Consider the following 25,003-nt stretch of genomic DNA (forward strand, 5'->3'; position numbering starts at 1 on the left):
CAACGGCCTGGGGGCCGGTGGTGGCTTGCTTGAAAAGCCGGGCGCGAGCGACGACGATGCGTGCCGCGCCATTCGCGCCACGCCTGGAGTCCTTTGCGCTTGAATCCCCTTCCCCCTGTTCCTCATGCTTGGCACGCCCGCCTGGCCGACGCCCGCTGGCAGCGCCAGACGATCGGCGAATCGGGCGCCGATGTGTTCCGCATCGAAGCCGCCAACGCCGAGGTCCTGTTCCTCAAGTCCGAGCCCGCCGGCCCCTTTGCCGAACTGCCGGGCGAGATCGCACGGCTCGAATGGCTCGCGCGCCATGACCTGCCCGCGCCCGCGGTCGTCGACCACGCACTCGAACACGATCGCCACTGGCTGCTGATGCGCGAAGTGCCAGGCCGCGATCTCGCGTCGGGCCCGTTCGGCCCGGCCGAGATCGTCGCGCGCCTGGCCGATGCGCTGCGCCTGCTGCACCGGGTGCCGGTCGCCACCTGCCCCTTCGACCATCGCCTGGCGCACCGGATCGAGGACGCGCACGCGCGCGCCGTGGCCGGCCAGGTCGACGAGAGCGATTTCGACGACGAGCGCGCGGGCTGGACCGCGATCGACCTGTTCGAGCGACTGCGCGCGACACGGCCCGCGAACGAGGACCTCGTCGTGACCCATGGCGACGCCTGCCTGCCGAACCTGATGGCAACGGCCGAGGGCTTCACGGGCTTCATCGATTGCGGCCGCGTCGGCGTGGCCGACCGCTGGCAGGACCTCGCGCTGGCCGCGCGCAGCATCGGCTTCAACCTCGGCGAGGCCTGGACCGCGCCCTTCTTCGAACGCTACGGCATCGCGCCGGATGCCGAGCGCATCGCGTTCTACTGCCTGCTCGACGAGTTCTTCTGAAGGTGCGCCGAAGGTGGCGCGGGGACAATGCGGGCATGAAATTCGATTCCCTGCCGTCGCAGTGCCTCGTCGATCAGTCGCTGGAGATCCGCCTGCGCGGTCTCGCACCCGGCGAGCGCGTCGCGCTCCAACTGTGCAGCCGCTTCGGCCGCGAGGTGCTGCAGTCCGAGGCCTTCTTCGTGGCCGATGCCAGCGGCACGGTCGATGCCACGCGCCAGTCGCCGGTCGCGGGCAGCTACCACGGCGTCGACGCGATGGGCCTGTTCTGGTCGCGCGCGCCGGTGCCGCCCGAACGCGTCGGCGGCATCGCGGGCCTGAGCGACGATCCGCTGACCGCCACGCTGCGCGCGGTGCGCGGCAACGACGAGGCGTCGACCGCGGCCTCGATCCGCCGCGTGTATGTCGGCGACGGCGTGCGGCAACGCGAGGTCGGGGAACGCGGCCTCGTCGGCAAGCTGTTCGAACCCGCGGGCACGGGCCCGCATCCGGCCGTGCTCGTGCTCGGCGGATCGAACGGCGGCCTGGCGTGGTCGCAGGAGATGGCCGCGCTGCTCGCCTCGCACGGCTTCGCGGCGCTCGCGCTCGCCTACTTCGCGGCCGAGGGCCTGCCACCCACGCTCGACCGCATACCGCTCGAGTACTTCGGCACGGCGCTCGAATGGCTGGCCGAACAGCCCGGCGTGATGGCCGATCGCATCGGCACCGTGGGCGTGTCGCGCGGTGGCGAACTCGCGCTGCTGCTCGGCGCGCACTTTCCCGCCATCGGCTGCGTGATCGGCTATGTGCCCAGCGGCATCGTGTGGCCCGCCTATCCCGCGAGCGGCCATGGCGCGTGGACGCTCGGCGGCCAGGAGATCGCCTTCGCCTCGACGCTCACGCATGCGCAGTGGGACGAGGCCGTCGCCAGGGGTCTCGCGCGAGAAGACAGCTTCGACTGGTACCTGATCCCGCTGCGCGATCGAGCGCTGCTGGAGCAGACCTCGATACGGGTCGAGAACATCAACGGCCCGGTGCTGCTGATCTCGGGCGAGGCCGATGGCCTGTGGCCGTCGACCGACCTCGCCGACTTCGCGCTGCAGCGGCTGCTCGAAAAAAGATTCCCGCACCGCGCCGAGCACCTGAGCTATCCGCGCGCCGGCCATTCGATCGCCTGGCCGAACGCGCCGACCACCATGACGCGCTCGACCCATGCGATATCCGGCGAAACGATGGACATGGGCGGCACGCCCGAGGGCAATGCGCGGGCACGCAGTGCATCGTGGCCACGCATGCTCGCTTTTTTGCGCGATGCACTGCAGCGCTGAAACCGCCCCCGGATCTCCGCCGCCTTACCACGATTTTTTGCACGCGAAGCCGGGGCCTCGCCCTCTTTTTGCCCCCCTCGCAAGCCCCTGCCTATTCAACAGGCAATGTGGCGGGAAGCCCCGCCAATGCTCGCTTCGCGAATCCGCTCCCCGCACAACCCACAGAGTTGTCCACAGAAAAATCGAACAAGTCATCAAACCGACTTGGTCGCGACATATCCCTTGAACATTTCCCGCAGGCGGGTCTTGAGCAGCTTTCCGGTGGCCGTATGCGGCAGGCTGTCGACGAAGACCACATCCTCGGGCAGCCACCACTTGACAACGCGCTGCGCGAGGAAATCGCGCAGCTGCGAAGCGGTCACTTCGCTGCCGGGGCGCTTCACCACGATGAGCAGCGGCCGCTCGGTCCACTTCGGATGCGGGATGCCGATGACCGCGGCCTCGGCCACCGCCGGATGGGCGCTGGCCGCGTTCTCGAGGTCGATCGACGAGATCCATTCGCCGCCCGACTTGATCACGTCCTTCGCGCGGTCGACCAGCTGCACATAGCCGTCGGCATCGATGGTGGCCACGTCGCCGGTCGGGAAGAAGCCCTCGGCATCGAGCACGCCGCCGCCCTCGCCGCGGAAGTAGCCGCTCGCGATCCAGGGGCCGCGCACATGCAGGTGGCCGAAGGCCTTGCCGTCGTGCGGCAGGCGCCGGCCGTCCTCGCCGACGATCTTGAGCGCCACGCCCCAGACGCCGCGGCCCTGCTTCATCTTGATGCCGATCTTCTCGTCCTCGCTCAAGGCCGCGTGCTTGGGCAGCAGGTTGCCGATCACGCCGATCGGACTGGTCTCGGTCATGCCCCAGCCCTGCACGAAGTCGGCGCCGAAGTCGCGCTCGAAGCGCTCGATCATGCTGCGCGGCGTGGCGGCACCACCGAGGCCGATGCGCTTCAAGCCCAGCGCGCGCGGATCGAGTTCGGGATGGGCATCGAAGTACTGGAACAGCATCAGCCACACGGTGGGCACGGCCTGCGAGATGCTGACCTTCTCGTCGCGCATCAGCTCGTAGAGGTTCTGCGCGTCGAGGTGCGGGCCGGGCATCACCAGCTTGACGCCGGCCATCGCCGCCGCGTACGGCATGCCCCAGGCATTGGCATGGAACATCGGCACCGCGAGCAGCAAGGTCATGCCCGAGTTCACGCCGAAGGTGTCTGGCGTGCACTCCATCAGCGAGTGCAGCACGGTCGAGCGGTGCGAATAGAGCACGCCCTTGGGATTGCCCGTGGTGCCCGAGGTGTAGCACAGCGACGAAGCGGTGCGCTCGTCGAACTGGGGCCAGTCGTAGTCCTCGCTCTGCGCATCGATCAGCTCGTCGAAGCACAGCAGGTTCGGCACGTCGATGGCCGGCATGTGGGCGCGGTCGGTCATCGCGATGAAGGTGCGCACCGAGCGCAGGCCCGGCGCGAGCTTCTCGACCAGCGGCGCGAAACCGATGTCGAAGAACAGCACCTGGTCTTCGGCGTGATTCACGATGTAGTCGATCTGCTCGGGAAAGAGCCGCGGGTTGACGGTGTGCAGCACCGCGCCCGCGCCCGAGACGCCGAAGTACAGCGCCAGGTGCCGGTGCGTGTTCCAGGCCAGCGTGCCCACGCGGTCGCCGCTCGCGATGCCCAGCTGCGCCATCGCGTGGGCCACCTGCTTCGCGCGGCGGTGCAGCGCGTCGTAGTCGGTGCGCACGATCGGCCCTTCGACGCTGCGCACCACGATCTCGGTGCGCGGGTGGAAGGTGGCGGCATGCTCGATCAGCGACGAGATCAAGAGCGGGCGGTCCTGCATCAATCCGAACATGGGGGCGTCTCCTGTGCTGGGGCCGCCGCATCGTGGCAGCAGCGCGCCGGGGCGGCATCGTCGGAACGGACGATTGAGGGCGCACCGTGGGGACGGAATCTGCGTGATGATGCGCAACCACCGGATGCCCGCCCCATGTCCATGCTCATCGCCCAGATCACCGACCCGCACGCGCGCCACATCGGGCCGATGCAGGGGCCCTGTTTCTCTGCCTGAAATGCGGATGCCGACCATCGCGAGGCCGCGTGCCTCGATCCTCTGCGCGGCCGCCTGGCTGGCCTGCGCCGCGCCGGCCTTCGCCAACGGCAGCCTGTCCTGCGAAGGACGGCCTTACGCGGTCGAGGTGCAGTTCAGCCTGTCGACGGGCGAACTGACGGCGCTGATCGTCGCGCGCGAGCAGCACGGCGAGCTTTCGTCCGAACGATTCGCGCCGCGGCGCCGGTCCGTCGACTATGCGCGCCGCACCGTGCAGGCGAGCGGCACCAGCGTCGACCGGCCGTCTCGCACCGCAACGCTGCGCATCGCCGACGAGCGCGGCACGCTGACCCTCGCGGGCCAGCGCCACCGCCTGCGCTGCGACTGGAACGGCCTGGGCTGAAGCGGCCCGCGTTCAGAGCCGCTCGACGATCGTCACGTTCGCCATGCCGCCACCCTCGCACATGGTCTGCAGCCCGTAGCGCTTGCCGCGCTGGCCCAGTGCATGCACGAGCGTGGTCATGAGCTTGGTGCCCGAGGCGCCCAGCGGATGGCCGAGCGCGATGGCGCCGCCGTGGACGTTGAGCCGTTCGGGATCGGCGCCCGTCACCTGCAGCCAGGCCAGCGGCACCGGCGCGAAGGCCTCGTTGACCTCGAACAGGTCGATGTCGTCGATCTTCATGCCGGCCTTCCGCAGCGCGCGCTGCGTGGCGGGGGATCGGTGCCTCGAGCATGATCACCGGGTCGTGGCCCATCACGCTCATGTGGTGGATGCGCGCGAGCGGCTTCAGGCCCAGGGTCTTGAGGCCACGCTCGTTGACCACCATCACGCCGCTGGCGCCGTCGCAGATCTGGCTCGCGGTGGCGGCCGTCACGCGCCCGCCCTCGGCGATCAGCTTGACCGCGCCGATGCTCTCGAGCGTCGCGTCGCCGCGGATGCCTTCGTCGGCCACATGCATCTCGCCGGGTTCGCCGCCATCGGCCAGCCGCACCGCCACCGGCACGATCTCGCGCTCGAAGTGGCCGGCGCGCGTGGCCGCGGCCGCGAGCTGGTGGCTGCGCAGCGCATAGGCATCGAGCTCGGCGCGCGCGATGCCGTAGTTGGCGGCGATCATCTCGGCACCCGTGAACTGGCTGAACTCGACGCCGGGGTAGCGCTTCTGCATGCCGGGGCTGACGTAGAAGCCCAGCCCGTTCTTCAGCGGCAAGGTGGTCGGCAGGCCCATGGGCACGCGCGTCATGCTCTCGACGCCGGCCGCGATCGCCACGTCCATGCTGCCCGACATCACGGCCTGGGCCGCGAAGTGCAGCGCCTGCTGCGAGGAACCGCACTGGCGGTCGACCGAGGTGGCCGGCACCGACTCGGGCAGGCGCGAGGCCAGCACCGCGTTGCGCGCGATGTTCGAGGCCTGCTCGCCGGCCTGGCCGACGCAGCCCATGATGACGTCCTCGATGGCGGCGGGATCGACGTCGGTGCGCGCGACCAGCGCGTCGAGCACCTGGGCGGCGAGGTCGGCGGGATGCCAGCCGGCCAGGCGGCCGTTGCGGCGGCCTCCGGCGGTGCGGGCGGCGGCGACGATATAGGCTTCGGGCATGGGTTCTCCTGGGTCTTGGTGTGACTCGGGGAATTGTTGGCCCCCAGGATACGGCGGGCGTCGTCGGATCGGACGATTTTGGGCGCGGCTCAGCGGTGGCGAAACACCGGCTCGCGCTTGGCGAGAAAGGCCCGCATGCCCTCGCGCGCATCCTCGGTCGCGAAGCGCGCATGCAGCTGCCGGCGCTCGAACAGGATGCCCTCGGACAGCGAGGACTCCCAGGCGCGGTTGACCGACTCCTTGATCGCGACCAGCGCCGGCAGCGAGAAGCCCGCGATGCGCGTGGCCAGCGCCAGCGCCTCGTCGCGCAGCGAGGCAGAGGGCACGACGCGCGACACCAGTCCGTAGCGGTCGGCCTCGTGCGCATCGAGCACGCGCGCGCCCAGGCACATCTCCATCGCCTTGGCCTTGCCGATGGCGCGCGGCAGCCGCTGCGTGCCGCCCGCGCCCGGCAGCATCGCGAGCCGGACCTCGGGCAGCGCGAAGCGTGCCGACTCGGCCGCCAGCACGATGTCGCAGGCCAGCGCGAGCTCGCAGCCGCCGCCATAGGCGAAGCCGGCCACCGCGGCGATCACGGGCTTGCGCACGCGGCGGATGGTTTCCCAGTTGCGCGTGATGAACTCCCGCGCGACCACCTCGGCATGGTCCCATTCGGCCATCGCCGCGATGTCGGCGCCGGCCGCGAAGGCGCGCTCGTCGCCGGTCAGCACGATGGCGCCGATGCCGGCATCGGCATCGAAGGCCAGCAGCGCGGCGCCGAGCGCGTCCATCAGCGCGTCGTTGAGCGCATTCATCTGCCGCGGGCGGTTCAGCGTCACGACGCCGACGCGGCCCTCGGTGCGCACGAGGATCGGTGCTTCCGGCTGCATGCGGGCCGGCTCCCGTTCAGTCGACCACGATCTTCTGCCGGGCGATCAGCGCGGACAGTACCGCGCCCTCCTCGGCCAGCAGCTTGCGGAACTCGGGCGTGTCCATCGCCACCGGTTCCGCGCCCAGGTCGGCATAGCGCGACTTCAGCGCGGGCTGCGCGAGCGCCTTGCCGATCTCGCGGCTCATGCGCGCCAGCACCTCGGGCGGCGTGCCGTTGGGCGCCCACATGCCGAACCAGATGTCGAGGTCGGCGCCCGGGAAGCCCTGCTCGCCGATGGTCGGCACCTCGGGAAAGAACGGCGAGCGCTTGGCGCTCACGATGCCCAGCAGCCTGGCCTTGCCGGTGCGGATGTGCGGAAAGGCGATGCCCGGGTCGCAGACGAAGTCGGCCTGGCCCGAGAGCACGTCCTGCAGCGCAGGCGCGGCGCCGCGGTACGGCACGTGGGTGGCCGAGACCTCGGTCGCCTGCTTGAACAGCTCGCAGGCCAGGTGCGGCGGCGTGCCGGTGCCGGCCGAGGCGTACGAGAAGGTGCCGGGCTTGGCGCGCGCCAGCGCAACCAGCTCGCGCGCGTCCTTCGCGTTCATCTGCGGCTTGGCCACCAGGTACATCTGCGTGCGGCCCACGGTCGCCACCGGCGACAGGTCGCGCGAGGGCAGCAGGGTCGACTTGAACAGCGACGGGTTCGCGGTCTCGACCGAGGTCGGCGCGATCAGGAAGGTGTGGCCGTCGGGCGCGGCGCGCACCACCTCGGCGGCCGAGATGTTGCCGCTGGCGCCGGGCTTGTTGTCGATCAGCACGGTCTGGCCCAGCGACTCGGTCAGCGACTGCGCGAGGATGCGCGCCATCACGTCGGTGCTGCCGCCGGGCGCGAAGCCCACGACCACGCGGATCGGCTTGGTGGGCCAGGCCGCGGGCGACTGCGCGAAGGCGGCGCCCGCGAGCGCGAGGCAGCCGAGCGCGACGAAGGCCCGGCGCAGGCGCGCCGGGGCCAGGAACGAAATGGCCATGTCTTGTCTCCGTTGTGTTTTGAAGGGTGCTGTCGTTCTCGGGTCCGCGCCGGGCTCAGCCCGCCGCGCCCGCCTCGTCCGCGCGCAACAGCTCGCGCAACCTGAATTTCTGGATCTTTCCCGAGGGCGTCGAGGGCATGGTCTCGCGCAGCACCAGCCGCTCGGGGATGTACTGCAGCGCCACCTTCTGCGCCCTGAGGAAGTCCGAGATCGACGGCAGGTCGACCTGGCAGCCGGGCCGCGGCACCACCACCGCGCAGGCGCGCTCGCCCAGGCGCTCGTCGGGATAGGCCACGATGGCGGCCATCGCGATGCCGGGATGGCGGTAGAGCAGCGACTCGATCTCGACCACCGGGATGTTCTCGCCGCCGCGGATGATCACGTCCTTGGTGCGGCCCGCGATGCGCACATAGCCGCGCTCGTCGATGCGCGCGAGGTCGCCGGTGTCGAACCAGTCGTCGGCATCGGTGCCGTTGAGCTGCGGGCGCTTCAGGTAGCCGCCGAAGTTGGAGCAGGCGCGCAGCAGCAGCCGGCCGACCTCGCCCGGAGGCAGGCGCTGGCCGTCGACGTCGACCACCTGGATCTCCACGCCGGGCAGCGGGCAGCCGTCGGTCTGGATCGAGCGCTCGTCGTCGTCGTCCAGCCGCGTCAGCGTGACCGCGCCGTTCTCGCTCATGCCCCAGGCCGAGACGATCTTGGCGCCGAGCGCGCGCCGCGCCTGCTCGACCAGCGCGCCCGGGATCGGCGCGCCCGCGCAGAGGAAGACCTCGAGCGACGGCACCTCGGTGCCGGTCTCGGCCACCGTCTTCGCGAGGTCCGAGAGGAAGGGCGTGGAAGCCATCGTGAAGCTCGCGCGCTCCGCGTTGATCGCGGCGATGGCCTGCTTCGGGTCCCAGATGTCCTGCAGCACCGCCGAGGCGCCGAGCATGATCGGCATCATCAGCCCATACATGAAGCCGGTCTGGTGCGCCATCGGCGAGGCCATCAGCACCACGTCGTCCGCGCCCAGGCCCAGGCGCTGCGCATAGGGCACGATGTTGGCCATGGTGGTGTTGGCCGAGTGCATCACGCCCTTCGGCTCGCCGGTGGTGCCCGAGGTGTAGATCAGCTGCGTGATGTCGTCGGGCCCGGGCCGGCCGCGCGAGAGGATCGCGGCGGCATCGGGCGCCTCTTCCCAGGCCGGTCCCGAGAGCAAGGCGTCGAAGCTGTTCGGCCCCGCGCCGCCGACGATCACCACCTGCCGCAGCGCAGGAAGTTCGGGCTGCAGGCCCGTGACCATGGCCTCGAAGTCGAAGCCGCGAAAGCGCGCCGGCGCGATCATCACCTTGGCCGCGCCGTGCTTGAGCATGAACGAGAGCTCGCGCTCGCGGAAGATGTGCATCAGCGGATTGATCACCGCGCCGATGCGCGAGCAGGCCAGGTAGGTCAGCGTGAACTGCCACCAGTTGGGCAGCTGGCAGGCCACCACGTCGTTGCGCCCCACGCCCAGGCGCGACAGGCCCACCGCGATGCGGTCGGCCATGCGGCCGAGCTCGCGGTAGCTGAAGCGCTCGATGGCACCGTCCTCGATGCGCATCGCGCTCAGCGCGAGCTTGTCGGGCGTGGCCGCGATGCAGGCATCGAGCGCGTCGTTGATGGTGCGGTCGTGCCACAGGCCCTCGGCGATCATCGCGCGCGCGGCGCGGCGGCAGCAGTACGGCGTCGAATTCCATGATGTCGTGTCTCCTCGTTGTCGTGCGAAACCGGGGGGCAAGACCACAGGCTCAGGCCGGCACGGCCGAGCGCCCGGCGCGCGTGCGCGCCACGATGGTCTTCATGATCTGGGCCGTGCCGTCGCCGATCTGGAAGCCCAGCACGTCGCGCAGCCGCTGCTCCATCGGCCCGCGGTCGTAGCCGCCATGGCCGAACATCAGCAGGCACTGGTGGATCGCGTCGTAGGCCAGCTTCGGCGCCCACCACTTGCACATGGCGGCCTCGGCCGTGTGCGGCGCGCCGCGGTCCTTGAGCCACAGCGTCTGCAGGCACAGCAGGCGCGCGGCCTCGACCTGGGTGTCGAAGTCGGCGAGCGGATGCGACACGCCCTGGAAGGCCGACAGCGGCTTGCCGAAGGCCTCGCGCTGCGCCACGTGGTCCCAGGTCTCCTCGAGCGCCACGCGCGCCACCGCCAGCACCTGCAGACCGATCAGCGCGCGCGAGAAGTCGAAGCCCTGCATCACCTGCACGAAGCCCTTGTTCTCGTCGCCCAGGCGGTGGTCGAGCGGCACGCGCACGTTCTCGAAGAACAGCGAGCCGCGGCCGATGGCGCGCTGGCCGTGACAGTCGAAGCGGTTGCGCGTGAGGCCGGGCGCGTCGGCGGGCACCAGCAGCGCGGTCACGCCGTGCGCGCCCGACTCCACCGGGCCGGTGCGGCCGAACACCACCACCGCGTCGGCCTGGTCGGCCGCCGAGATCGAGGTCTTCTCGCCATTGATCACGTAGTGGTCGCCCGCGCGCTCCACGCGCAGCCGCAGGTTGGCCGCGTCCGAACCGCCGCGCGGCTCGGTCAGCGCGATCGCGAACAGCGCTTCGCCGCGCGTGAGCTTCTGGAGCCACGGCCCCGCCACCTCGGGGCGGCCGTGCTCGGCCAGGATCTGGCCGTTGAGCGAGGCCAGCAGGTTGATGTAGCTCAGGCTCAGGTCGGCGCGCGCGATCTCCTCGTGGATCACGCCGGCAGCGAGGCAGCCCATGCCCTGGCCGCCGTGTTCCTCCGCGAGCTCGGGCGCGATGAAGCCCATCTCGCCCATCTCGCGCATCAGCGCGCGGTCGAGCACGCGCGTGGCGTCGCGCTCGAGGAAGCCCGGCGCCACGCGGCCGGTGGCGAAGCGGCGCGCATGCTCGGCCAGCGCGGCGAGGTCGTCGTCGATGTAGGGGTTCATCGCGGTGTTCTTCGCTGCGCGGCTACTTCGCGTACTTGCGGAACTCGGGCTTGCGCCGTTCCTGCAGCGCCTTCACGCCCTCGCGCGATTCCTCGGTGTCGTAGTAGAGCTTGAGCGCGTACATGCCCATGCCCGCGATGCCGGCCTGGTGCGCGGTGTCGGCGTTGAAGCTGCGCTTGGCGATCGCGATCGCCGTGGGGCTGCGCTCGCAGATCTCCTCGGCCCACCGCTGCACCTCGGCGTCGAGCTGCTCGTGCGGCACCACCGCGTTGGCCAGGCCCATGGCCACGGCCTCGGCACCGCTGTAGCGGCGGTTCAAGTACCAGATCTCGCGCGCCTTCTTCTCGCCGACCACGCGCGCCAGGAAGGCGGTGCCATAGCCCGGGTCGACCGAGCCCATCTTCGGGCCGACCTGACCGAAGACGGCCTTCTCGGAGGCGATGGTGAGGTCACAAATGGTGCACAGCACATTGCCGCCGCCGATGGCGAAGCCCTGCACGCGCGCGATCACGGGCTTGGGCACGTTGCGGATCGCGTCGTGCAGTTCCTCCATCGGCAGGCCGATGGTGCCGCGGCCGTCGTAGTTGCCGTCGTGCGCCGACTGGTCGCCGCCGGTGCAGAAGGCCTTCTCGCCGGCACCGGCCAGCACGATGGCGCCGATCTCGCGGTCGTAGCCCGCGCGGTTGAGCGCGCGGATGATCTCGTCGCAGGTCTGGCCGCGGAAGGCATTCATCTTCTCGGGCCGGTTGATGGTGATCCACGCCACGCGGTTGCGCACGTCGTAGAGGATGTCTTCGAACTGCATGTGTCTGCTCCTTGGGAATCCGTGGGGGGCGGCGGGGTCAGCCGTTCATCGTCAGGCCGCCCGAGACGCTGAGCACCTGGCCGGTGACGAAGGCCGCGTCGTCGCTCGCGAAGAACAGGATCGCGCCCGGCAGGTCGTCGGGCTGGCCGATGCGGCCCAGCGGGATGGAGCGCGTGAAGGCCTCCATCAGCTTCTCGGGATTGCCCGCGCCTTCCTTGTAGTCGGCGAACAGCGCGGTGTCGGTCGGGCCCGGGCACACCACGTTCGCGGTGATGCCGTGGCGCGCATGCTCGCGCGCGATGGTCTTGGTGAACGCGACCAGCCCGCCCTTGCAGGCCGCGTACACGGCCTCGCCCGAGGAGCCCACGCGCGCCGCGTCCGAGGCGATGTTGACGATGCGCCCCGCCTTGCGCGCCGCCATGCCCGGCAGCACCGCGTGGTGCATGTGCAGCGCGCCCGTGAGGTTGATGGCGATCAGCTTCTCCCACTGCGCGGGCTCGGTCTTCGTGAAGGGCCGGAACACGTCCCAGCCCGCGTTGTTGACCAGCACGTCGATCGCGCCGAAGCGCTCGAGCACCGCGGCGACCGCGGCATCGACGCTCGCGCGCTCGGTGATGTCGCAGCGCAGCGCGAGCGCGCGGCCGCCCTCGGCCTCGATGCGCGCGGCGACCGCTTCGGCGGCGCCGGGGTTCAGGTCGAGCACCGCCACCCGCGCGCCTTCGCGCGCGAAACGGCGGCAGGTCGCGCCGCCGATGCCACCACCGCCGCCGGTGACGACCACTGTCTTGTCTTCGAATCGTTGCATCAGGTTCTCCTTGGATCCGCGGGCTTGCTATCGTTGGCCGGTCGCGCCGGCTTCGAATCGGCATTTAGGTAAAGATGTTGACGTATTATGCGTTGGCATAGCTTCGCCGTGCAACCCAGTTCACGAAGATATCTATGGTTTTCCCTAATGAAAATGACGCTTCCGCCCGCATGGCGCTGGCCAACAGGGTTTTCTTTCGCCTCTACCAATGTGCCAACATGTTGCATAAAACAGGCACCCGCGCGGTCGAGAACGAAGGCCTGACGACGCAGCAATGGGCGGTGCTCGGCGCGTTGTCGCGCGACGAGGCGAAGGGGGGGATGAGCGTGGGCGACCTGGCGCGCTACCTGAAGGTGAGCCGGCAGAACCTCTCGGGCCTGCTGAGCCGCATGGAGCGCGACGGCCATGTGAAGACCGCGCCCGACGGGCGCGACCGGCGCTCACGCCTGGTGACGATGAGCGAGTCGGGACAGCATGTGTGGGTGGTCGAGGCGCAGCCGAAGATCTACGCCTACTACGAGCAGGTGCTCGAGGGCTTCTCGGTCAACGACGTGACCCACACCCTGCACTACCTGCTGAAGATCCTCGACAACATGCAGAAGGTGGACGACCGCCAGGGCGGGGCCGAGGAGCCGGCCGAGGAAGCCTGAAGCCGCGCGGCCTCAGCGCGGCGCCATGCGGATCGCGCCGTCGAGCCGCACGCTCTCGCCGTTGAAGTAGCCGTTGGTGATCATCAGCTCCGCCAGCGCCGCGTATTCGGCCGGGTTGCCCAGCCGCTTCGGGAACGGCACCGAGGCCGCCAGCGCGGCCTTCACGTTGTCGGGCGCGCCCTGCAGCAGCGGCGTGTCGAAGATGCCCGGCAGGATGGTGTTGACGCGGATGCCCTCGCTCATGAGGTCGCGCGCGATCGGCAGGGTCATGCCGACGATGCCGGCCTTCGAGGCGGTGTAGGCGGCCTGCCCCATCTGGCCGTCCTGCGCGGCCACCGAGGCGGTGTTGACGATGGCGCCACGCTCGCCGTCCTCGAGCATGTCGAGCGCGAGCATGCCGGCGGCCGACTTGGCGATGCAGCGGAAGGTGCCCACCAGGTTGATCTGGATGATGCGGTCGAAGTTGGCGAGCGGAAAGTGCTTGATCTCGCCCGTGGCCTTGTCGCGGCTCGCGGTCTTCACCGCGTTGCCCGTGCCCGCGCAGTTGACGAGCACGCGCTCCTGGCCGTGCGCGGCGCGCGCCCGGAAGAAGGCCGCGTCGACCTGCGTCTCGGAGGTGACATCGACCTGGCAGAACACGCCGCCGAGCTCGGCCGCGAGCGCCTCGCCCTGCGCCGCGTTGAGATCGAACAGCGCGACCTTCACGCCATGCCCGGCCAGGCGCCGCGCGGTGGCCGCGCCGAGGCCGGAGGCGCCGCCAGTGACGACGGCGGCAATGCGGGAATCGAGTTGCATCTTCGGAGGTCCTTGCTGGATGGTTTGGCGCCGGCCAGTTTAGGAAGCAGAATCGACGCGGGCATCGTCGGAACCGACGGTATCCGCCTCCCCCGCGGCGACCGCATGGCCCGCGCCCCACTCCGCCGTTCGCGATGTCGTCCGCTCCTTCCGCCCGCATCCTCGAGACCAAGCTCAGCCCGCCGGCCTTCGCCGCCACGCAGGTGCTGCGCGACGCGATCTCCGAACGCATCGCGGCCAGCGCGGTCAAGCTGGTGCTGGTGCGCGCGCCCGCGGGCTTCGGCAAGACCACCGCCATGGCGCAGAGCCGCGGGCGCATCGAGGCGCGCGGCACCGCCACCGCCTGGATCACGCTGGACCGCGCCGACAACGACGTCTCGCGCTTCCTCGCCGGCCTCGGCGAGGCCGTGCAGCGCCTCGGCGTGGAGGAGCCACGCGCCCACACGCCCTTCGACGCGGTGGCCGCGCTGGCCGCGCACGACGCGCCCTTCGTGCTGTTCCTCGACGACTTCGAGGTGGTGCAGGAGCCCGCGGTGATCGGGCTGGTGCGCGAGATCGTCGAGCACCTGCCGCGCGGCGGCAAGCTCGTGATCGGCTCGCGCGGCCTGCCCGACCTCGGCGTGGGCCGGCTGCGCGCGCGCGGCCAGCTCGAGGAGATCGACACCGACCGGCTGCGCTTCAGCCTCGAGGAGACCGGCGCCTTCTTCGGCCTGCGCCCGCACGCCGGCGACGCCGCGGCACCGGCGCTGCCGCACGAACTGCTCGCGCAGTTGCACCGCAAGACCGAGGGCTGGATCGCAGCGCTCTGGCTGGCCTCGATGGCGCTCGAGCGCCATGGCAGCGCGAGCGGCTTCATCGAGCGCTTCTCGGGCTCCGACCGCGCGGTGGCCGACTACTTGGCCGAGGACGTGCTCGCGCAGCAGCCCGCCGAGGTGCGCGAGTTCCTGCTGCGCACCAGCATCCTGCGCCAGCTCGATGCCTCGGTGTGCCAGGCGCTCAACCCGCGCGCCGACAGCGCCGCCATCCTCGAGCAACTGGCCGCGGCCAACCTGTTCCTGACGCCCGTGAGCGGCGCCGCGGACGGCGACGGCGCCTGGCGCTACCACAGCCTGTTCGCCGACTTCCTCGCGCGCGCGGCTCGCGCGCGAGACGCCCGGCGAGATCGCACGGCTGCATCTGGCCGCCTCGGGCTGGTACGAATCGCGCCAGCGGCCGGTGCCCGCGATCGACCATGCGATCGAGGGCGGCGACCATCCGCATGCGCTGACCCTGCTCGACAGCTATGCCGGCCGCTTCCTCGAGCAGGGCCGCATGCGCATGCTCGCGCGCTGGTTCTCGGCCATTCCCGAGCACCAGCTGCGCGAGCATCCCGCGCTGCAGCCGATCGCGCTGTGGGCCACCTGCTTCACGCATGGCCCCTGGCAGGCGATGCAGCAGCTCGAGAGCTCGGGCTGCCTCGACAGCCCCACGCCCGCGGTGCGCGCGAGCGCGCAGACGCTGATCCCGCTGCTGCTGGCGATGCAGGACCGGCACGACGAGGCCTACGAGGCCGGCCGCCTGAGCCTGGCGCGGCTGCCCACCGGCCTGCCCTTCGCCGACAGCGTGCTGCTCAACGCGATGGCGCACATCCTCGCGGTGCGCGGCGACCAGCACGAGGCGCAGCGCCTGCTCGACGCCGCGCGGCGCCAGCAGGGCAGCAGCACCTTCAACCGCATGTACACCGAGTCGCTGGCCGGCCTGTTCGACCTGCACGAGGGCCGGCTGCGCCAGGCCACCGCGCGCTTTCGCATGGCGGTCGACTCGACCCATGCGGTCTCCTACAACCACAGCCACGGCAACGCCTGGGCCGGCGTGCTCTACGCGGGCTCGGTCTACGAATCGAACCAGCTGCTGCAGGCCGAGCACCTGCTCAACGTCTACCTGCCGCTGGCGCGCGACGTCGGCCTGCCCGACCACATGATCCTGAGCCACGCGATGCGCTCGCGCATCGCCTTCCATGCGGGCGACATCGATGCCGCGTTCCAGGCCCTGACCGAGCTCGAGTACCTGGGCCACCAGCGCCAGCTGCCGCGCGTGGTGGCCGGCGCCAAGCTCGAGCGCTCGCGCATGCTGCTGCTGCAGGGCAACGGTCCCGCCGCGCACGACGAACTCGCGCGCGCCGACGACCCGGCCCTGTGGGCGCGCGAGAAGATCCAGCGCCTGCCCGCGCACGACCTCGACTACCTGACCCTGGCCCGCGCGCGCTGGGAGATCGCGTTCGGCGACGCGCGCGCGGCCCTCGACACCATCGACGCCGAGCTGCATGCGGCCCTCGCCGCCGCGCGGCTGCGGCGCGTGCTCAAGCTGCGGCTGCTGCGCGCCCTGGCGCTGCAGCGCGCGGGCAGCATCGCCGAGGCCATCGCCGAAGCCGCCGAGGTGCTGCAGACCGCGAGCCACGAGGGCTACATGCGCCTGATCCTCGACGAGGGCCCGGCCGCCGCGCTGCTGGTGCAGCGCTTCGCGAACGCGCTGCACGACAGCGCCACCGCGCGCGGCAGCAGCGACCCGATCCTCGGCGAGTACGTGCAGCGGCTGCTGCAGGCGGCCGGGCCGGTCGTGCTGCCCGATGGCGGCGAGGCGGAGACCGCCGAGGCCGCGGGCACCGACGCCCTTGTCACCAGCGAGCCGCTGACGCGCAAGGAGATCCGCGTGCTGCAGCTGCTGGCCGAGGGCTATTCGAACGGCGCGATGGCCGAGAAGCTGTTCGTGTCGGACAGCACGGTGCGCACGCACCTGCGCAACATCAACATGAAGCTCGATGCGAAGAGCAGGACGCAGGCGGTGGCGATCGCGCGGCGGCTGGGAGTGATCCGGTAGGGCTTGCTCACAACGCCCGCGAGATCACCTCCTTCATGATCTCGTTGGTCCCGCCGTAGATCCGCTGCACCCGCGCATCCGCATACATGCGCGCCACCATGTACTCGTTCATGAAGCCATAGCCACCGAACAGCTGCAGGCATTCGTCGACCACCCGGCCCTGCGCCTCCGAGCCCCAGAGCTTGGCCATGGAGGCGGTGGCGGTGTCGAGCGTGCCGGCGACGAGGTCCTCGACGCAGCGGTCGATGAAGGCGCGGCCGACCTTGATCTGGGTCGCGATCTCGGCGAGCTTGAACTTGGTGTTCTGGAACTCGGCGATGGGCTTGCCGAAGGCCTTGCGGTCGCGCACGTAGTCGAGCGTGGCCTGGTAGGCGCCCTCCATGGTGGCGAGCGCGCTGACGCCGATGATGGTGCGCTCGTAGGGCAGGTCGCCCATGAGCTGGAAGAAGCCCTGCCCCTCGACGCCGCCGAGCACGGCATCGGCCGCCACGCGCACGTCGTCGAAGAAGAGCTCGGAAGTGTCCTGCGCCTTCATGCCGATCTTGTCGAGCACGCGGCCGACGCGAAAGCCCTCGCAGCCCTCGGTCTCCACGATCAGGATCGAGGTGCCTTTGGCGGCCTGCGCGGGATCTGTCTTGGCCACGACCAGCACCACGCCGGCGAGGAAGCCGTTGGTGATGAAGGTCTTGGAACCGTTGATGACGTAGCCGCCGTCCTTCTTCTCGGCGCGCGTGCGCACGCCCTGCAGGTCGGAGCCGGCGCCGGGCTCGGTCATGGCCACCGCGCCGACCAGTTCGCCGCGCGCCATGCGCGGCAGGTAGTGCTGCTTCTGCGCCTCGGTGCCGTGGTTGAGGAAGTAATGCGCGACGATACTTGTGCACCGAGGTCGCCATGCCGCTGAGGCCGCGGCGCGCGGCCTCCTCGTAGAACACGGCCTCGTGGCGGAAGTCGCCGCCGGCGCCGCCGTACTCATCGGGGATGTCGGCGCACAGCAGGCCGAGCGCGCCGGCCTTGCGCCAGATCTCGTGGCCGACGTGGCCGCGCTTGCGCGCCTCCTCGTCGTTCGGAACCATCTCGGTCTCGATGAAACGCACCACGGTGTCGCGGTAGCGCTCCAGGTCCTCATCGCTCCAGGAGCGGCGGAAATCGATCGTCATGTTCGGCGTGTCCTCGTTCGTCTCTTCGTTGATGTTCTGTGCGTGGCTTCAACCCACGCGGCGCTGCTTGCCGGCCCAGTAGGGATCGCGCAGCTGGAATTTCTGCAGCTTGCCCGCGGCCGACAGCGGCAGCGCATCGCGGAACTCCACGCTGCGCGGGCACTTGTAGCTCGCGATCTGGGCGCGGCAGTGCGCGATCACGGCCTCGGCCTCGAGCGCCATGCCCTCGCGCCGCACGATCACGGCATGCACGCGTTCGCCCCACTGGTCGTCGGGCACACCGATCACGGCCGACATCAGCACCTGCGGCAGCTGCGCGATGGCATTCTCGACCTCGGCCGAGTAGACGTTCTCGCCGCCGCTCACGATCATGTCCTTCATGCGGTCGACCACGAAGACGAAGCCCTGCGCGTCCATGTAGCCGCCGTCGCCGGTGTGCATCCAGCCGCCGCGCAGCGCGGCCTCGGTCTCGGCCGGCTTGTTCCAGTAGCCCTGCATCACCATCGGCCCGCGCGCGACGATCTCGCCGACCTGGCCCGCGGGCAGCTCGCGGTCCTCGCCGTCGACGATGCGCACCTCGGCGATGGCGATCGGCGTGCCGGCCGAACGCAGCAGGCGCTCGCGATCGGGGCCCGGCAGATGGCAGCGCGGCGGCAGCGCCGTGACCACGGGCGACAGTTCGGTCATGCCGTAGACCTGCGCGAAGGCGGTGGCCGGCAGCGCGCACATGGCCTGGTCGAGCAGCGCGGCGTCGATGGGCGCGGCGCCGTAGAACAGCAGCTTCAGCCGCGACAGATCGAACTCGCCGAAGCGCGGATGCTCGATCACGCGCTTGATCATGGTCGGCACCAGGAACATCTCGGTGACGCGCGCCTGCTGCAGGGTGTCCAGCACCGCGAGCTCGTCGAACATCGGCACCACGTGCATGGGCACCAGCCGCAGCAGGTTCTGGATCGCGATGCCGCAGCCGGCGACGTGGAACATCGGCGCGGCGACGATCGAGACCGCCTCGTGCCCATCGCGCGGCAGGGCCGCAACGGTGGCCAGCGCATCGATGCAGAGGCTGCCATGGCTCAGCATCACGCCCTTGGGCCGGCCGGTGGTGCCGCCGGTGTACATCACGGCCGCGAGCTCGTCGCCGGTGTGCGGCGCGTCGTCGATGGCCCCGGTGCCGGCCAGCAGCGCCTCGTAGCCGACCATGCCCTCGGGCACCTCGCGCTCGCCGCAATAGACCACGGTGCGCAGCGACGTGGAGAGCCGGCGCAGCTCGCCGACCAGCGGCGCGAACAGGTCGTCCACCAGCAGGATGCGGGTGTCGCAATCGTCGAGCGAGTAGGCGACCTCCTTCGGGTTCCAGCGGATGTTGACGGGGTTGACGACGCCGCTGCCCCACCAGGTGCCGAAGAAGTATTCGACGAAGCGGTGCGAGTTGAGGCTCATCATGCCCACGCGGTCGCCGCGCGCCATGCCGAGCTGCCGCAGCGCGGCACCGAGCCGCGCGACGCGGTCGGCGAATTCGCCGAAGCCGAGGCGGTGCGCGCCGCTGACGATGGCGGTGGCCTCGCCCTTCTCGCGGCGACCCTTGTGAAGGGACTGGGTCAGGTACATGGGGCCTCCTGCGTCTTGCCGATGCGTGCGCGGGCGGCGCTCAGGCCGCGCGCAGCGACGGCGCGGCATCCTCGCCCACGCCCCAGCGCCGCAGCAGCGCCGCGCCCTCCTCGCGCGGCGCGGCCGAAGGCACGCTGGGCGCACTGCGGCTGAAGCGCGGCGCGGGCGCGGGCTGCACCATGCCGTCGACCTCGACGAAGGTGCCGCGCGCCACGTTGTGCGGATGCGCGGGCGCCTCGTCCCAGTCGAGCACCGGCGCGAAGCAGGCATCGCTGCCCTCGAGCAGCGCGCACCATTCGTCGCGCGTGCGGGTGCGAAACAGGTCGGCCATGCGCAGCTTGAGCAGCGGCCAGCGCGCGGTGTCCATCTGGGCGTCGAACACCGGGTCGTCGGCGATGCCGCAGCGCTCGCGCAGCAGCGCGTAGAACTGCGGCTCGATGGCGCCGATGGCCACGTACTTTCCGTCGGCGCAGGCATAGGTGTCGTAGAAAGGCGCGCCGCCGTCGAGCATGTTCTCGCCGCGCTGGTTGCTCCACTGGCCGGCCGCCTTGAAGCCGTACATCATGGCCGACAGCAGCGCCGCGCCGTCGGTCATGGCGGCATCGACCACCTGGCCCTGGCCCGAGGCCTTGGCCTCGTGCAGCGCCGCGAGGATGCCGAAGGCCAGGAACATGGCGCCGCCGCCGAAGTCGCCGACGTAGTTGAGCGGCGGCACCGGCGGCTCGCCCGCGCGGCCGACCGCGTGCAGCGCGCCGCTCAGCGCGATGTAGTTGATGTCGTGGCCGGCCGCCTGCGCGAGCGGGCCATGCTGGCCCCAGCCGGTCATGCGGCCGTAGACCAGGCGCGGGTTGAGCGCGAGGCAGTCGGCCGGACCGAGGCCCAGGCGCTCCATCACGCCGGGGCGGAAGCCCTCGATCAGCACGTCGGCGCGCGCGATGGCGTCGCGCACGGTGGCGGCCGCGCCCTCGGCGCGCAGGTCGATCTGCAGCAGGCTGCGGCCGCGCGCGAGGATGTCGTGGGGGTTGCGCGGCGTGCCGGGCCGCTCGATGCGCAGCACCTCGGCGCCCATGTCGGCGAACAGCATCGCGCAGAAGGGACCGGGGCCGAGGCCGGCCATCTCGATCACGCGCAATCCTTGCAATGGGCCCGGCATCGTCCGTCTCCTTGGCCGCGGGCGGCCTGGTCTGTGTGGAGAACGATCTTGTCGCGGCCCGGTGGGTGCCGCATCGTCGGAAGAGACGATAGAGGCGACGAGAAAAGCCGCTCAGCCCGCCTTGGCGACCTGCGCGCGCCGGAAGCAGGCCGCGTCGTGGTCGTTGACGATGCCCACCGCCTGCAGCCAGGCATAGACGATGGTCGGGCCGACGAACTTGAAGCCGCGCTTCTTGAGTTCCTTCGACACGCGCTCGGACAGCTCGGAGGACACGGTGCGCGTCTTGCCGTCGTTCTTGATCACCTTGCCGCCGGTGAAGGACCAGCAGAAGTCGGTGAAGCTCTCGCCGCGCGCTTCCATCTCGTTGTAGATCTGGGCGCCGCGGATGGTGGCCTCGATCTTGGCGCGCGCGCGGATGATGCCGGGGTTGCCCATCAGCCGCTCGATGTCCTTCTCGTCGAAGCGCGCGACCTTCTTCGGATCGAAGCCCGCGAAGGCCTCGCGGAAGGTGTCGCGCTTGCGCAGCACGGTGATCCAGGCCAGGCCGGCCTGGAAGCCCTCGAGCATCAGCGTCTCCCAGAGCATGCGCGGATCGCGCTCGGGCACGCCCCATTCGGCATCGTGGTAGGCGCTCATCAGGGCATCGCCCTCGGCCCAGCTGCAGCGGGTGTGTTGCTTCATGCGCCGATGATATCGGCGGCCCTCCTCAAGCAAGTTCGGGCCGCCGCGCGGCGTATCCCGTGGCGGCCTCGAAGGCCGCCGACGCGCCCAGCAGCGCCGCGTCGTCCTGGAAGCGGCCCACGAGCTGCAGGCCCAGCGGCATGCCGTCGCCGCCGAAACCGCTCGGCAGGCTGATCGCTGGATGGCCGGTCATGTTGAAGGGCATGGTCCACGGATACCAGTGCGCGCGCACGTTCTCGTACGGCTGGCCATCGATGTCGAGCGGCGCGAACAGGTCCTGCTCGAGCGCCACCGCCGAGCGCATGAGCGTGGGCATCGCGAGCAGGTCGGCGCGCTCGAACAGCGCCTGCACGCGCTTGAACAGCTGCGAGCGGGCGAACATCGCCTCCTGGTATTCGACGCCGCTCACGCCGGCCGCCGATTCGACCTGGCGCCGGAAGGTCTCGCTGAAGCTGTCGGGATGCCGTTCGACCAGCGGGCCGAAGCGCGCGCGCCACACCGTGTGGTTGATCGCGCGCCAGATCGGCTCGACCTCGAAGCCTTCGCCGTCGAAGTATTCGATGCTCGCGCCCAGGTCCTTCAGCGTGCGCAGCGCGGCCTCGAAGTTGCGCGCCACATCGGCCGACACCGGCCGGCCCGGCGGCGCGGCGCAGCACAGCACGCGCCGGCCGCGCAGGTCGCCGGTATTCGCCGCGGCCGCCACGTAGTCGTGCGAACGCAGGCCGATCGACCAGGGATCGACCGGCGACGGCCCGGCCATCGCCTGCAGCATCAGCGCGGTGTCGCCCACGGTGCGGGTCATCGGCGTGACGTAGGTCTGGTTGCCGTAGAGGTCCTGCGCCTGGCTGTGCGGGATCACGCCGACCGACTGCTTGATGCCGACCACGCCGTTGCAGGCGGCCGGAATGCGCGTGGAGCCGCCGCCGTCGGTGGCGACCGCGAGCGGCGCGATGCCCGCGGCGACCGCGGCCGCGGCGCCGCCGCTCGAACCGCCGCAGGTGCGCGCGAGGTTCCACGGGTTGCGCGTGCTGCCGAACAGCGGCGAGTTGGTCAGCGGGCCCGAGCCGAACTCGGGCGTGGTGGTCTTGCCGATCAGGATCGCGCCCTGGGCGCGCAGGCGCGCCACGCTCACGGCGTCTTCGGCGGGCACGTTGTCGCGGTGGATCACGGCGCCGAAGGTGGTGGCCACGCCCTCGGTGTTGACCAGATCCTTGACCGAGAACGGAATGCCGTGCAGCGCGCCGACCGGCCGACCGGCCGCGATGGCGTCCTCGGCGTGGCGGGCCTCGGCCAGGGCGCGCTCGGGCGTCAGGGTGATGAAGCAGTTGAGCGTGGGCTGCAGGCGCTCGGCGCGCGCGAGCACCGCCGTCACCAGCTCGACCGGCGAGAGCTGGCGCGCGCGGATCAGGCCGGCCAGCTCTGTCGCGGGCGTGAAGAAGAGCGAATCGTCGGAGATCGTGGACATGGACATCGAGCCTTCGTGCGTGCTATTCGTCGATGACGATGCCGGCCGCCTTGACGATCGGCTCCCAGTTCCTGCGCTCGCGCTGCGCCCGCTGCGCGAGTTCGGCGCGGCCCTCGGCATGGGCGACCAGCCCGGCCGCCTCGAGGCTGCGCGCGAGCTCGGGCTTGGCGGCCGCCGCGAGGAAACCGCGCTCCAGCGCCGACAGCACGGCGGCCGGCGTGCCCGCGGGCGCATAGACGGCATACCAGCTCGTGGCCGCGACGAACTCGCCGAAGCCCTGCTCCTTGGCCGTGGGCACGTCGGGCAAGGCCGGCAGCCGCCTGTCGCCGCTCAAGCCCAGGAACTTGATCTTGCCGCCCTTGTAGAGCGGCATCATGCTGGCGGCCGCGTCCCAGCCCATCGACAGCTCGCCACCGACCACGTCGATCAGCATCGGCGAGGCGCCGCGATAGGCCACGGGCGTGAGCTCGAAGCCCTGCGCCTTGGCGAGCGCGAAGGCGCCGAGATGGCCCGAGCTGCCGATGGTCGCGAGGCCCAGCGTCGCCTTGCTCGGGTTCTTCTTCGCCCATTCGACGTACTGCTTCATCGAGCTGTAGGGCTGCCCGGCGCCGGTGACGACCGCGGTGGGAATCTCGACCAGCAGCGCGACCGGCACCAGGTCCTTGTCGGCGTCGTAGCCCGGCGTCTTGTAGGTCAGCGGCAGGATGGTGAGCAGCGGCGACGGCGCGAGGTAGAGCGTGAGGCCGTCGGGCTTGGCCTTCTTGACCGTGTCCCAGGCTAGGCGCGCGGAGGCGCCGGGCTTGTTGTCGACCACGATGCTACCGAAGCCCGCGTCCTTGAGCTGCTCGGCATACAGGCGCGCGACCGTGTCGGCCGCGCCGCCGGCGGCATAGCCCACGACGATGCGCAGGTTGCCGCCCGCGAGGCCCGGTGGCAACTGGGCCTGGGCAGCCGGAAGGACGCAGGCCGCGAAGGCCGCGACGGCAAGGGATCGGCGGAGGAAGGACGGCATGGAAGACCTCGCGGTGAAAGAAGAAAGAGGAACGCTCAACCGAGCGCCTGCTCGACCAGCGCTGCGACATCGAGCAGGTAGTGGTCGTCGTACCAGCGGCCCACGAGCTGCAGGCCGATCGGCAGGCCGATGGCGCTGCGGCCGCAGGGCATCGACAGCGCGGGATGGCCCGTGAGGTTCATCGGGTAGGTGTAGGGATACCAGGCACCGCGCACCGTGCCCGCGGGCCGGCCGGCGATCTCGATCTCGCCGCTCACATCCATGTCGATGGGCAGCGGCGGCGCCGACAGCGTGGGCGACACCAGCACGTCGAAGCGTTCGAACAGCGCCTGCAGCTCGTTGAAGCAACGCGTCTTGGCGAAGGTGGCCTCGTGCAGGTCGACGGCCGTGTGGCGGCGGCCCTTTTGCACCGCGTCGATCAGCGAGGCATCGAGCCGGTCGCCGAAACGCTCGAGGTTGGCGCCCACGCGCGCGGCCAGCAGCGACTGCAGCACGACCAGGAAATGCTTCTCGAGCGAGACGAAATCGAGCTGCACGGTCTCGACGCTGGCGCCCTCGCGCGCCATCGCCTGCACGGCCGCGCCCGCGATGGCCTCCACCTCGGGATCGACGCGGTTGCCCGCGCTCGGCAGCCAGGCCACGCGCAGGCCGCGCAGCGAAACGGGCGCGGCACGGCGCGGCGGCGCGCTGCCCGCGCCCCAGGGATCGCGCGCGTCGAAGCCCGCGATGGCCTCGAACAGCAGCCGGGTGTCGGCCACGTCGCGCGCCATCGGCCCGGTGAAGGAGTTGGCCGAATAGAGGTCGGGCGCCTGCAGATGCGGCACCACGCCGAGCGTGGCCTTGAGGCCGACGATGCCGCAGCAGGCGGCGGGAATGCGGATCGAGCCGCCGCCGTCGGTGCCCAGCGCCAGCGGCCCCATGCCGGCCGCCACCGCGGCCGCGGCACCGCTGCTCGAGGCGCCGGGGGTGTAGGCCGGGTTGATGGGATTGAGCGTGCGGCCGAACAGCGGCGCCGTCGGCACCTGCTTGTGGCCGAACTCGGGCGTGAGGGTCTTGCCGATCAGGATCGCACCCGCGGCCTTGGCGCGAGCCACTGCCACCGCGTCGTCCTTCGGCACGAAGTCCTCGTGGATGGCCGAGCCCATGGTGGTGCGCACGCCGGCCGTCAGTGTCAGGTCCTTGACCGAATAGGGAATGCCATGCAGTGGGCCCAGCGGCTCGCCGGCCATCACGGCCGCTTCCGCGCGGCGCGCGGCGGCCAGTGCCCCGTCGGCGGTCACGGTGATGAAGGCGTTGAGCTCGCGGCGCGCCTCGATGCGCGCGAGCGCGGCCTGCACGATCTCCACCGGCGAGGCCTCCTTGCGCCGCACCAGCGCGGCCAGCGCCACGGCGCCGTGGTCCATCAAGTCCATGGT

17 protein-coding genes and 4 pseudogenes are annotated in these 25,003 nt (G+C 70.8%); 5 read left to right on the forward strand and 16 right to left on the reverse strand.

Features of this window, described 5'->3' with window-relative positions; translation table 11 throughout:
• Positions 1 to 99: 99 nt before the first annotated feature.
• Together ACHMXE_RS33025 and ACHMXE_RS33030 are read left to right on the forward strand one after the other, a co-directional pair.
• The gene (locus ACHMXE_RS33025) at positions 100 to 879 is read left to right on the forward strand and encodes an APH(3')-II family aminoglycoside O-phosphotransferase (RefSeq protein WP_395348227.1); all 780 of its coding nucleotides are present in this window, start codon (positions 100 to 102) and stop codon (positions 877 to 879) included.
• Positions 880 to 914: 35 nt separating this feature from the next.
• Entirely contained in the window at positions 915 to 2,183 is a 1,269-nt protein-coding gene (locus tag ACHMXE_RS33030; protein ID WP_395348228.1) for an acyl-CoA thioesterase/bile acid-CoA:amino acid N-acyltransferase family protein, read from the forward strand.
• Between the two features lie 194 nt (positions 2,184 to 2,377).
• On the opposite strand, the gene ACHMXE_RS33035 is transcribed toward ACHMXE_RS33030, so the two are convergent.
• Entirely contained in the window at positions 2,378 to 4,018 is a 1,641-nt protein-coding gene (locus ACHMXE_RS33035) for a long-chain-fatty-acid--CoA ligase (protein ID WP_395348229.1), read from the reverse strand.
• Between the two features lie 223 nt (positions 4,019 to 4,241).
• Between ACHMXE_RS33035 and ACHMXE_RS33040 the strand changes: the two genes are divergently transcribed.
• Positions 4,242 to 4,616: a hypothetical protein gene (locus ACHMXE_RS33040; protein WP_395348230.1), complete on the forward strand. Its 375-nt coding sequence runs from the start codon at positions 4,242 to 4,244 to the stop codon at positions 4,614 to 4,616.
• Between the two features lie 12 nt (positions 4,617 to 4,628).
• Here the strand turns inward: ACHMXE_RS33040 and ACHMXE_RS33045 are convergent.
• The 7 genes and pseudogenes from ACHMXE_RS33045 to badH all read right to left on the reverse strand — a co-directional run bounded on the left by ACHMXE_RS33045 (position 4,629) and on the right by badH (position 12,211).
• Positions 4,629 to 5,808: pseudogene (locus tag ACHMXE_RS33045) on the reverse strand (acetyl-CoA C-acetyltransferase).
• 89 nt (positions 5,809 to 5,897) lie between these two features.
• A complete protein-coding gene (locus tag ACHMXE_RS33050) occupies positions 5,898 to 6,677 on the reverse strand; it encodes an enoyl-CoA hydratase-related protein (RefSeq protein WP_395348231.1) in 780 nt (259 codons plus the stop codon).
• 16 nt (positions 6,678 to 6,693) lie between these two features.
• A complete protein-coding gene (locus ACHMXE_RS33055) occupies positions 6,694 to 7,686 on the reverse strand; it encodes a Bug family tripartite tricarboxylate transporter substrate binding protein (RefSeq protein WP_395348232.1) in 993 nt (330 codons plus the stop codon).
• 55 nt (positions 7,687 to 7,741) lie between these two features.
• Positions 7,742 to 9,398: pseudogene (gene aliA, locus ACHMXE_RS33060) on the reverse strand (cyclohexanecarboxylate-CoA ligase).
• 51 nt (positions 9,399 to 9,449) lie between these two features.
• The gene (aliB, locus tag ACHMXE_RS33065; protein WP_395348233.1) at positions 9,450 to 10,601 is read right to left on the reverse strand and encodes a cyclohexanecarboxyl-CoA dehydrogenase; all 1,152 of its coding nucleotides are present in this window, start codon (positions 10,599 to 10,601) and stop codon (positions 9,450 to 9,452) included.
• Positions 10,602 to 10,623: 22 nt separating this feature from the next.
• Positions 10,624 to 11,406, reverse strand: coding sequence for a 2-ketocyclohexanecarboxyl-CoA hydrolase (gene badI, locus ACHMXE_RS33070; protein ID WP_203205117.1), 783 nt, complete (start codon positions 11,404 to 11,406; stop codon positions 10,624 to 10,626).
• 37 nt (positions 11,407 to 11,443) lie between these two features.
• Entirely contained in the window at positions 11,444 to 12,211 is a 768-nt protein-coding gene (badH, locus tag ACHMXE_RS33075; RefSeq protein WP_296735818.1) for a 2-hydroxycyclohexanecarboxyl-CoA dehydrogenase, read from the reverse strand.
• A gap of 134 nt (positions 12,212 to 12,345) precedes the next feature.
• On the opposite strand from badH, the gene ACHMXE_RS33080 reads away from it, so the two are divergent.
• Entirely contained in the window at positions 12,346 to 12,861 is a 516-nt protein-coding gene (locus ACHMXE_RS33080) for a MarR family transcriptional regulator (protein ID WP_209541102.1), read from the forward strand.
• Between the two features lie 12 nt (positions 12,862 to 12,873).
• On the opposite strand, the gene ACHMXE_RS33085 is transcribed toward ACHMXE_RS33080, so the two are convergent.
• Complete coding sequence (locus ACHMXE_RS33085; protein WP_395348234.1) at positions 12,874 to 13,656, reverse strand: SDR family NAD(P)-dependent oxidoreductase; 783 nt, start codon at positions 13,654 to 13,656, stop codon at positions 12,874 to 12,876.
• Between the two features lie 134 nt (positions 13,657 to 13,790).
• Here ACHMXE_RS33085 and ACHMXE_RS33090 point away from each other — a divergent pair.
• Positions 13,791 to 16,512 (forward strand): annotated as a pseudogene (locus ACHMXE_RS33090) (LuxR C-terminal-related transcriptional regulator).
• Between the two features lie 7 nt (positions 16,513 to 16,519).
• Here ACHMXE_RS33090 and ACHMXE_RS33095 read toward each other — a convergent pair.
• The 7 genes and pseudogenes from ACHMXE_RS33095 to ACHMXE_RS33125 all read right to left on the reverse strand — a co-directional run bounded on the left by ACHMXE_RS33095 (position 16,520) and on the right by ACHMXE_RS33125 (position 25,000).
• Positions 16,520 to 17,669: pseudogene (locus tag ACHMXE_RS33095) on the reverse strand (acyl-CoA dehydrogenase family protein).
• A 48-nt stretch (positions 17,670 to 17,717) separates the two neighbouring features.
• Entirely contained in the window at positions 17,718 to 19,277 is a 1,560-nt protein-coding gene (locus tag ACHMXE_RS33100; protein ID WP_395348235.1) for a long-chain-fatty-acid--CoA ligase, read from the reverse strand.
• Positions 19,278 to 19,317: 40 nt separating this feature from the next.
• Positions 19,318 to 20,430, reverse strand: coding sequence for a CaiB/BaiF CoA transferase family protein (locus tag ACHMXE_RS33105; RefSeq protein WP_395348237.1), 1,113 nt, complete (start codon positions 20,428 to 20,430; stop codon positions 19,318 to 19,320).
• Positions 20,431 to 20,541: 111 nt separating this feature from the next.
• Positions 20,542 to 21,111, reverse strand: coding sequence for a DNA-3-methyladenine glycosylase I (locus ACHMXE_RS33110; RefSeq protein WP_395348238.1), 570 nt, complete (start codon positions 21,109 to 21,111; stop codon positions 20,542 to 20,544).
• A gap of 25 nt (positions 21,112 to 21,136) precedes the next feature.
• Positions 21,137 to 22,576: an amidase gene (locus ACHMXE_RS33115; RefSeq protein WP_395348239.1), complete on the reverse strand. Its 1,440-nt coding sequence runs from the start codon at positions 22,574 to 22,576 to the stop codon at positions 21,137 to 21,139.
• A gap of 22 nt (positions 22,577 to 22,598) precedes the next feature.
• Positions 22,599 to 23,588 (reverse strand): Bug family tripartite tricarboxylate transporter substrate binding protein, encoded by a 990-nt coding sequence (locus ACHMXE_RS33120; RefSeq protein WP_395348241.1) that lies wholly within the window; start codon positions 23,586 to 23,588, stop codon positions 22,599 to 22,601.
• Between the two features lie 35 nt (positions 23,589 to 23,623).
• The gene (locus ACHMXE_RS33125) at positions 23,624 to 25,000 is read right to left on the reverse strand and encodes an amidase (RefSeq protein ID WP_395348242.1); all 1,377 of its coding nucleotides are present in this window, start codon (positions 24,998 to 25,000) and stop codon (positions 23,624 to 23,626) included.
• Positions 25,001 to 25,003: the final 3 nt, after the last annotated feature.

This window comes from Variovorax sp. UC122_21 (assembly GCF_044056785.1).
In the GTDB taxonomy this organism is placed as follows: domain Bacteria; phylum Pseudomonadota; class Gammaproteobacteria; order Burkholderiales; family Burkholderiaceae_C; genus Variovorax.

Bases quoted from the DNA above. Each gene is read 5' to 3' on its own strand.
- ACHMXE_RS33030 (WP_395348228.1), top strand. From the start codon at position 915: ATGAAATTCGATTCCCTGCCGTCGCAGTGCCTCGTCGATCAGTCGCTG.
- ACHMXE_RS33035 (WP_395348229.1), bottom strand. From the start codon at position 4,018: ATGTTCGGATTGATGCAGGACCGCCCGCTCTTGATCTCGTCGCTGATC.
- ACHMXE_RS33040 (WP_395348230.1), top strand. From the start codon at position 4,242: ATGCCGACCATCGCGAGGCCGCGTGCCTCGATCCTCTGCGCGGCCGCC.
- ACHMXE_RS33050 (WP_395348231.1), bottom strand. From the start codon at position 6,677: ATGCAGCCGGAAGCACCGATCCTCGTGCGCACCGAGGGCCGCGTCGGC.
- ACHMXE_RS33055 (WP_395348232.1), bottom strand. From the start codon at position 7,686: ATGGCCATTTCGTTCCTGGCCCCGGCGCGCCTGCGCCGGGCCTTCGTC.
- aliB (WP_395348233.1), bottom strand. From the start codon at position 10,601: ATGAACCCCTACATCGACGACGACCTCGCCGCGCTGGCCGAGCATGCG.
- badI (WP_203205117.1), bottom strand. From the start codon at position 11,406: ATGCAGTTCGAAGACATCCTCTACGACGTGCGCAACCGCGTGGCGTGG.
- badH (WP_296735818.1), bottom strand. From the start codon at position 12,211: ATGCAACGATTCGAAGACAAGACAGTGGTCGTCACCGGCGGCGGTGGT.
- ACHMXE_RS33080 (WP_209541102.1), top strand. From the start codon at position 12,346: ATGGTTTTCCCTAATGAAAATGACGCTTCCGCCCGCATGGCGCTGGCC.
- ACHMXE_RS33085 (WP_395348234.1), bottom strand. From the start codon at position 13,656: ATGCAACTCGATTCCCGCATTGCCGCCGTCGTCACTGGCGGCGCCTCC.
- ACHMXE_RS33100 (WP_395348235.1), bottom strand. From the start codon at position 19,277: ATGTACCTGACCCAGTCCCTTCACAAGGGTCGCCGCGAGAAGGGCGAG.
- ACHMXE_RS33105 (WP_395348237.1), bottom strand. From the start codon at position 20,430: ATGCCGGGCCCATTGCAAGGATTGCGCGTGATCGAGATGGCCGGCCTC.
- ACHMXE_RS33110 (WP_395348238.1), bottom strand. From the start codon at position 21,111: ATGAAGCAACACACCCGCTGCAGCTGGGCCGAGGGCGATGCCCTGATG.
- ACHMXE_RS33115 (WP_395348239.1), bottom strand. From the start codon at position 22,576: ATGTCCACGATCTCCGACGATTCGCTCTTCTTCACGCCCGCGACAGAG.
- ACHMXE_RS33120 (WP_395348241.1), bottom strand. From the start codon at position 23,588: ATGCCGTCCTTCCTCCGCCGATCCCTTGCCGTCGCGGCCTTCGCGGCC.
- ACHMXE_RS33125 (WP_395348242.1), bottom strand. From the start codon at position 25,000: ATGGACTTGATGGACCACGGCGCCGTGGCGCTGGCCGCGCTGGTGCGG.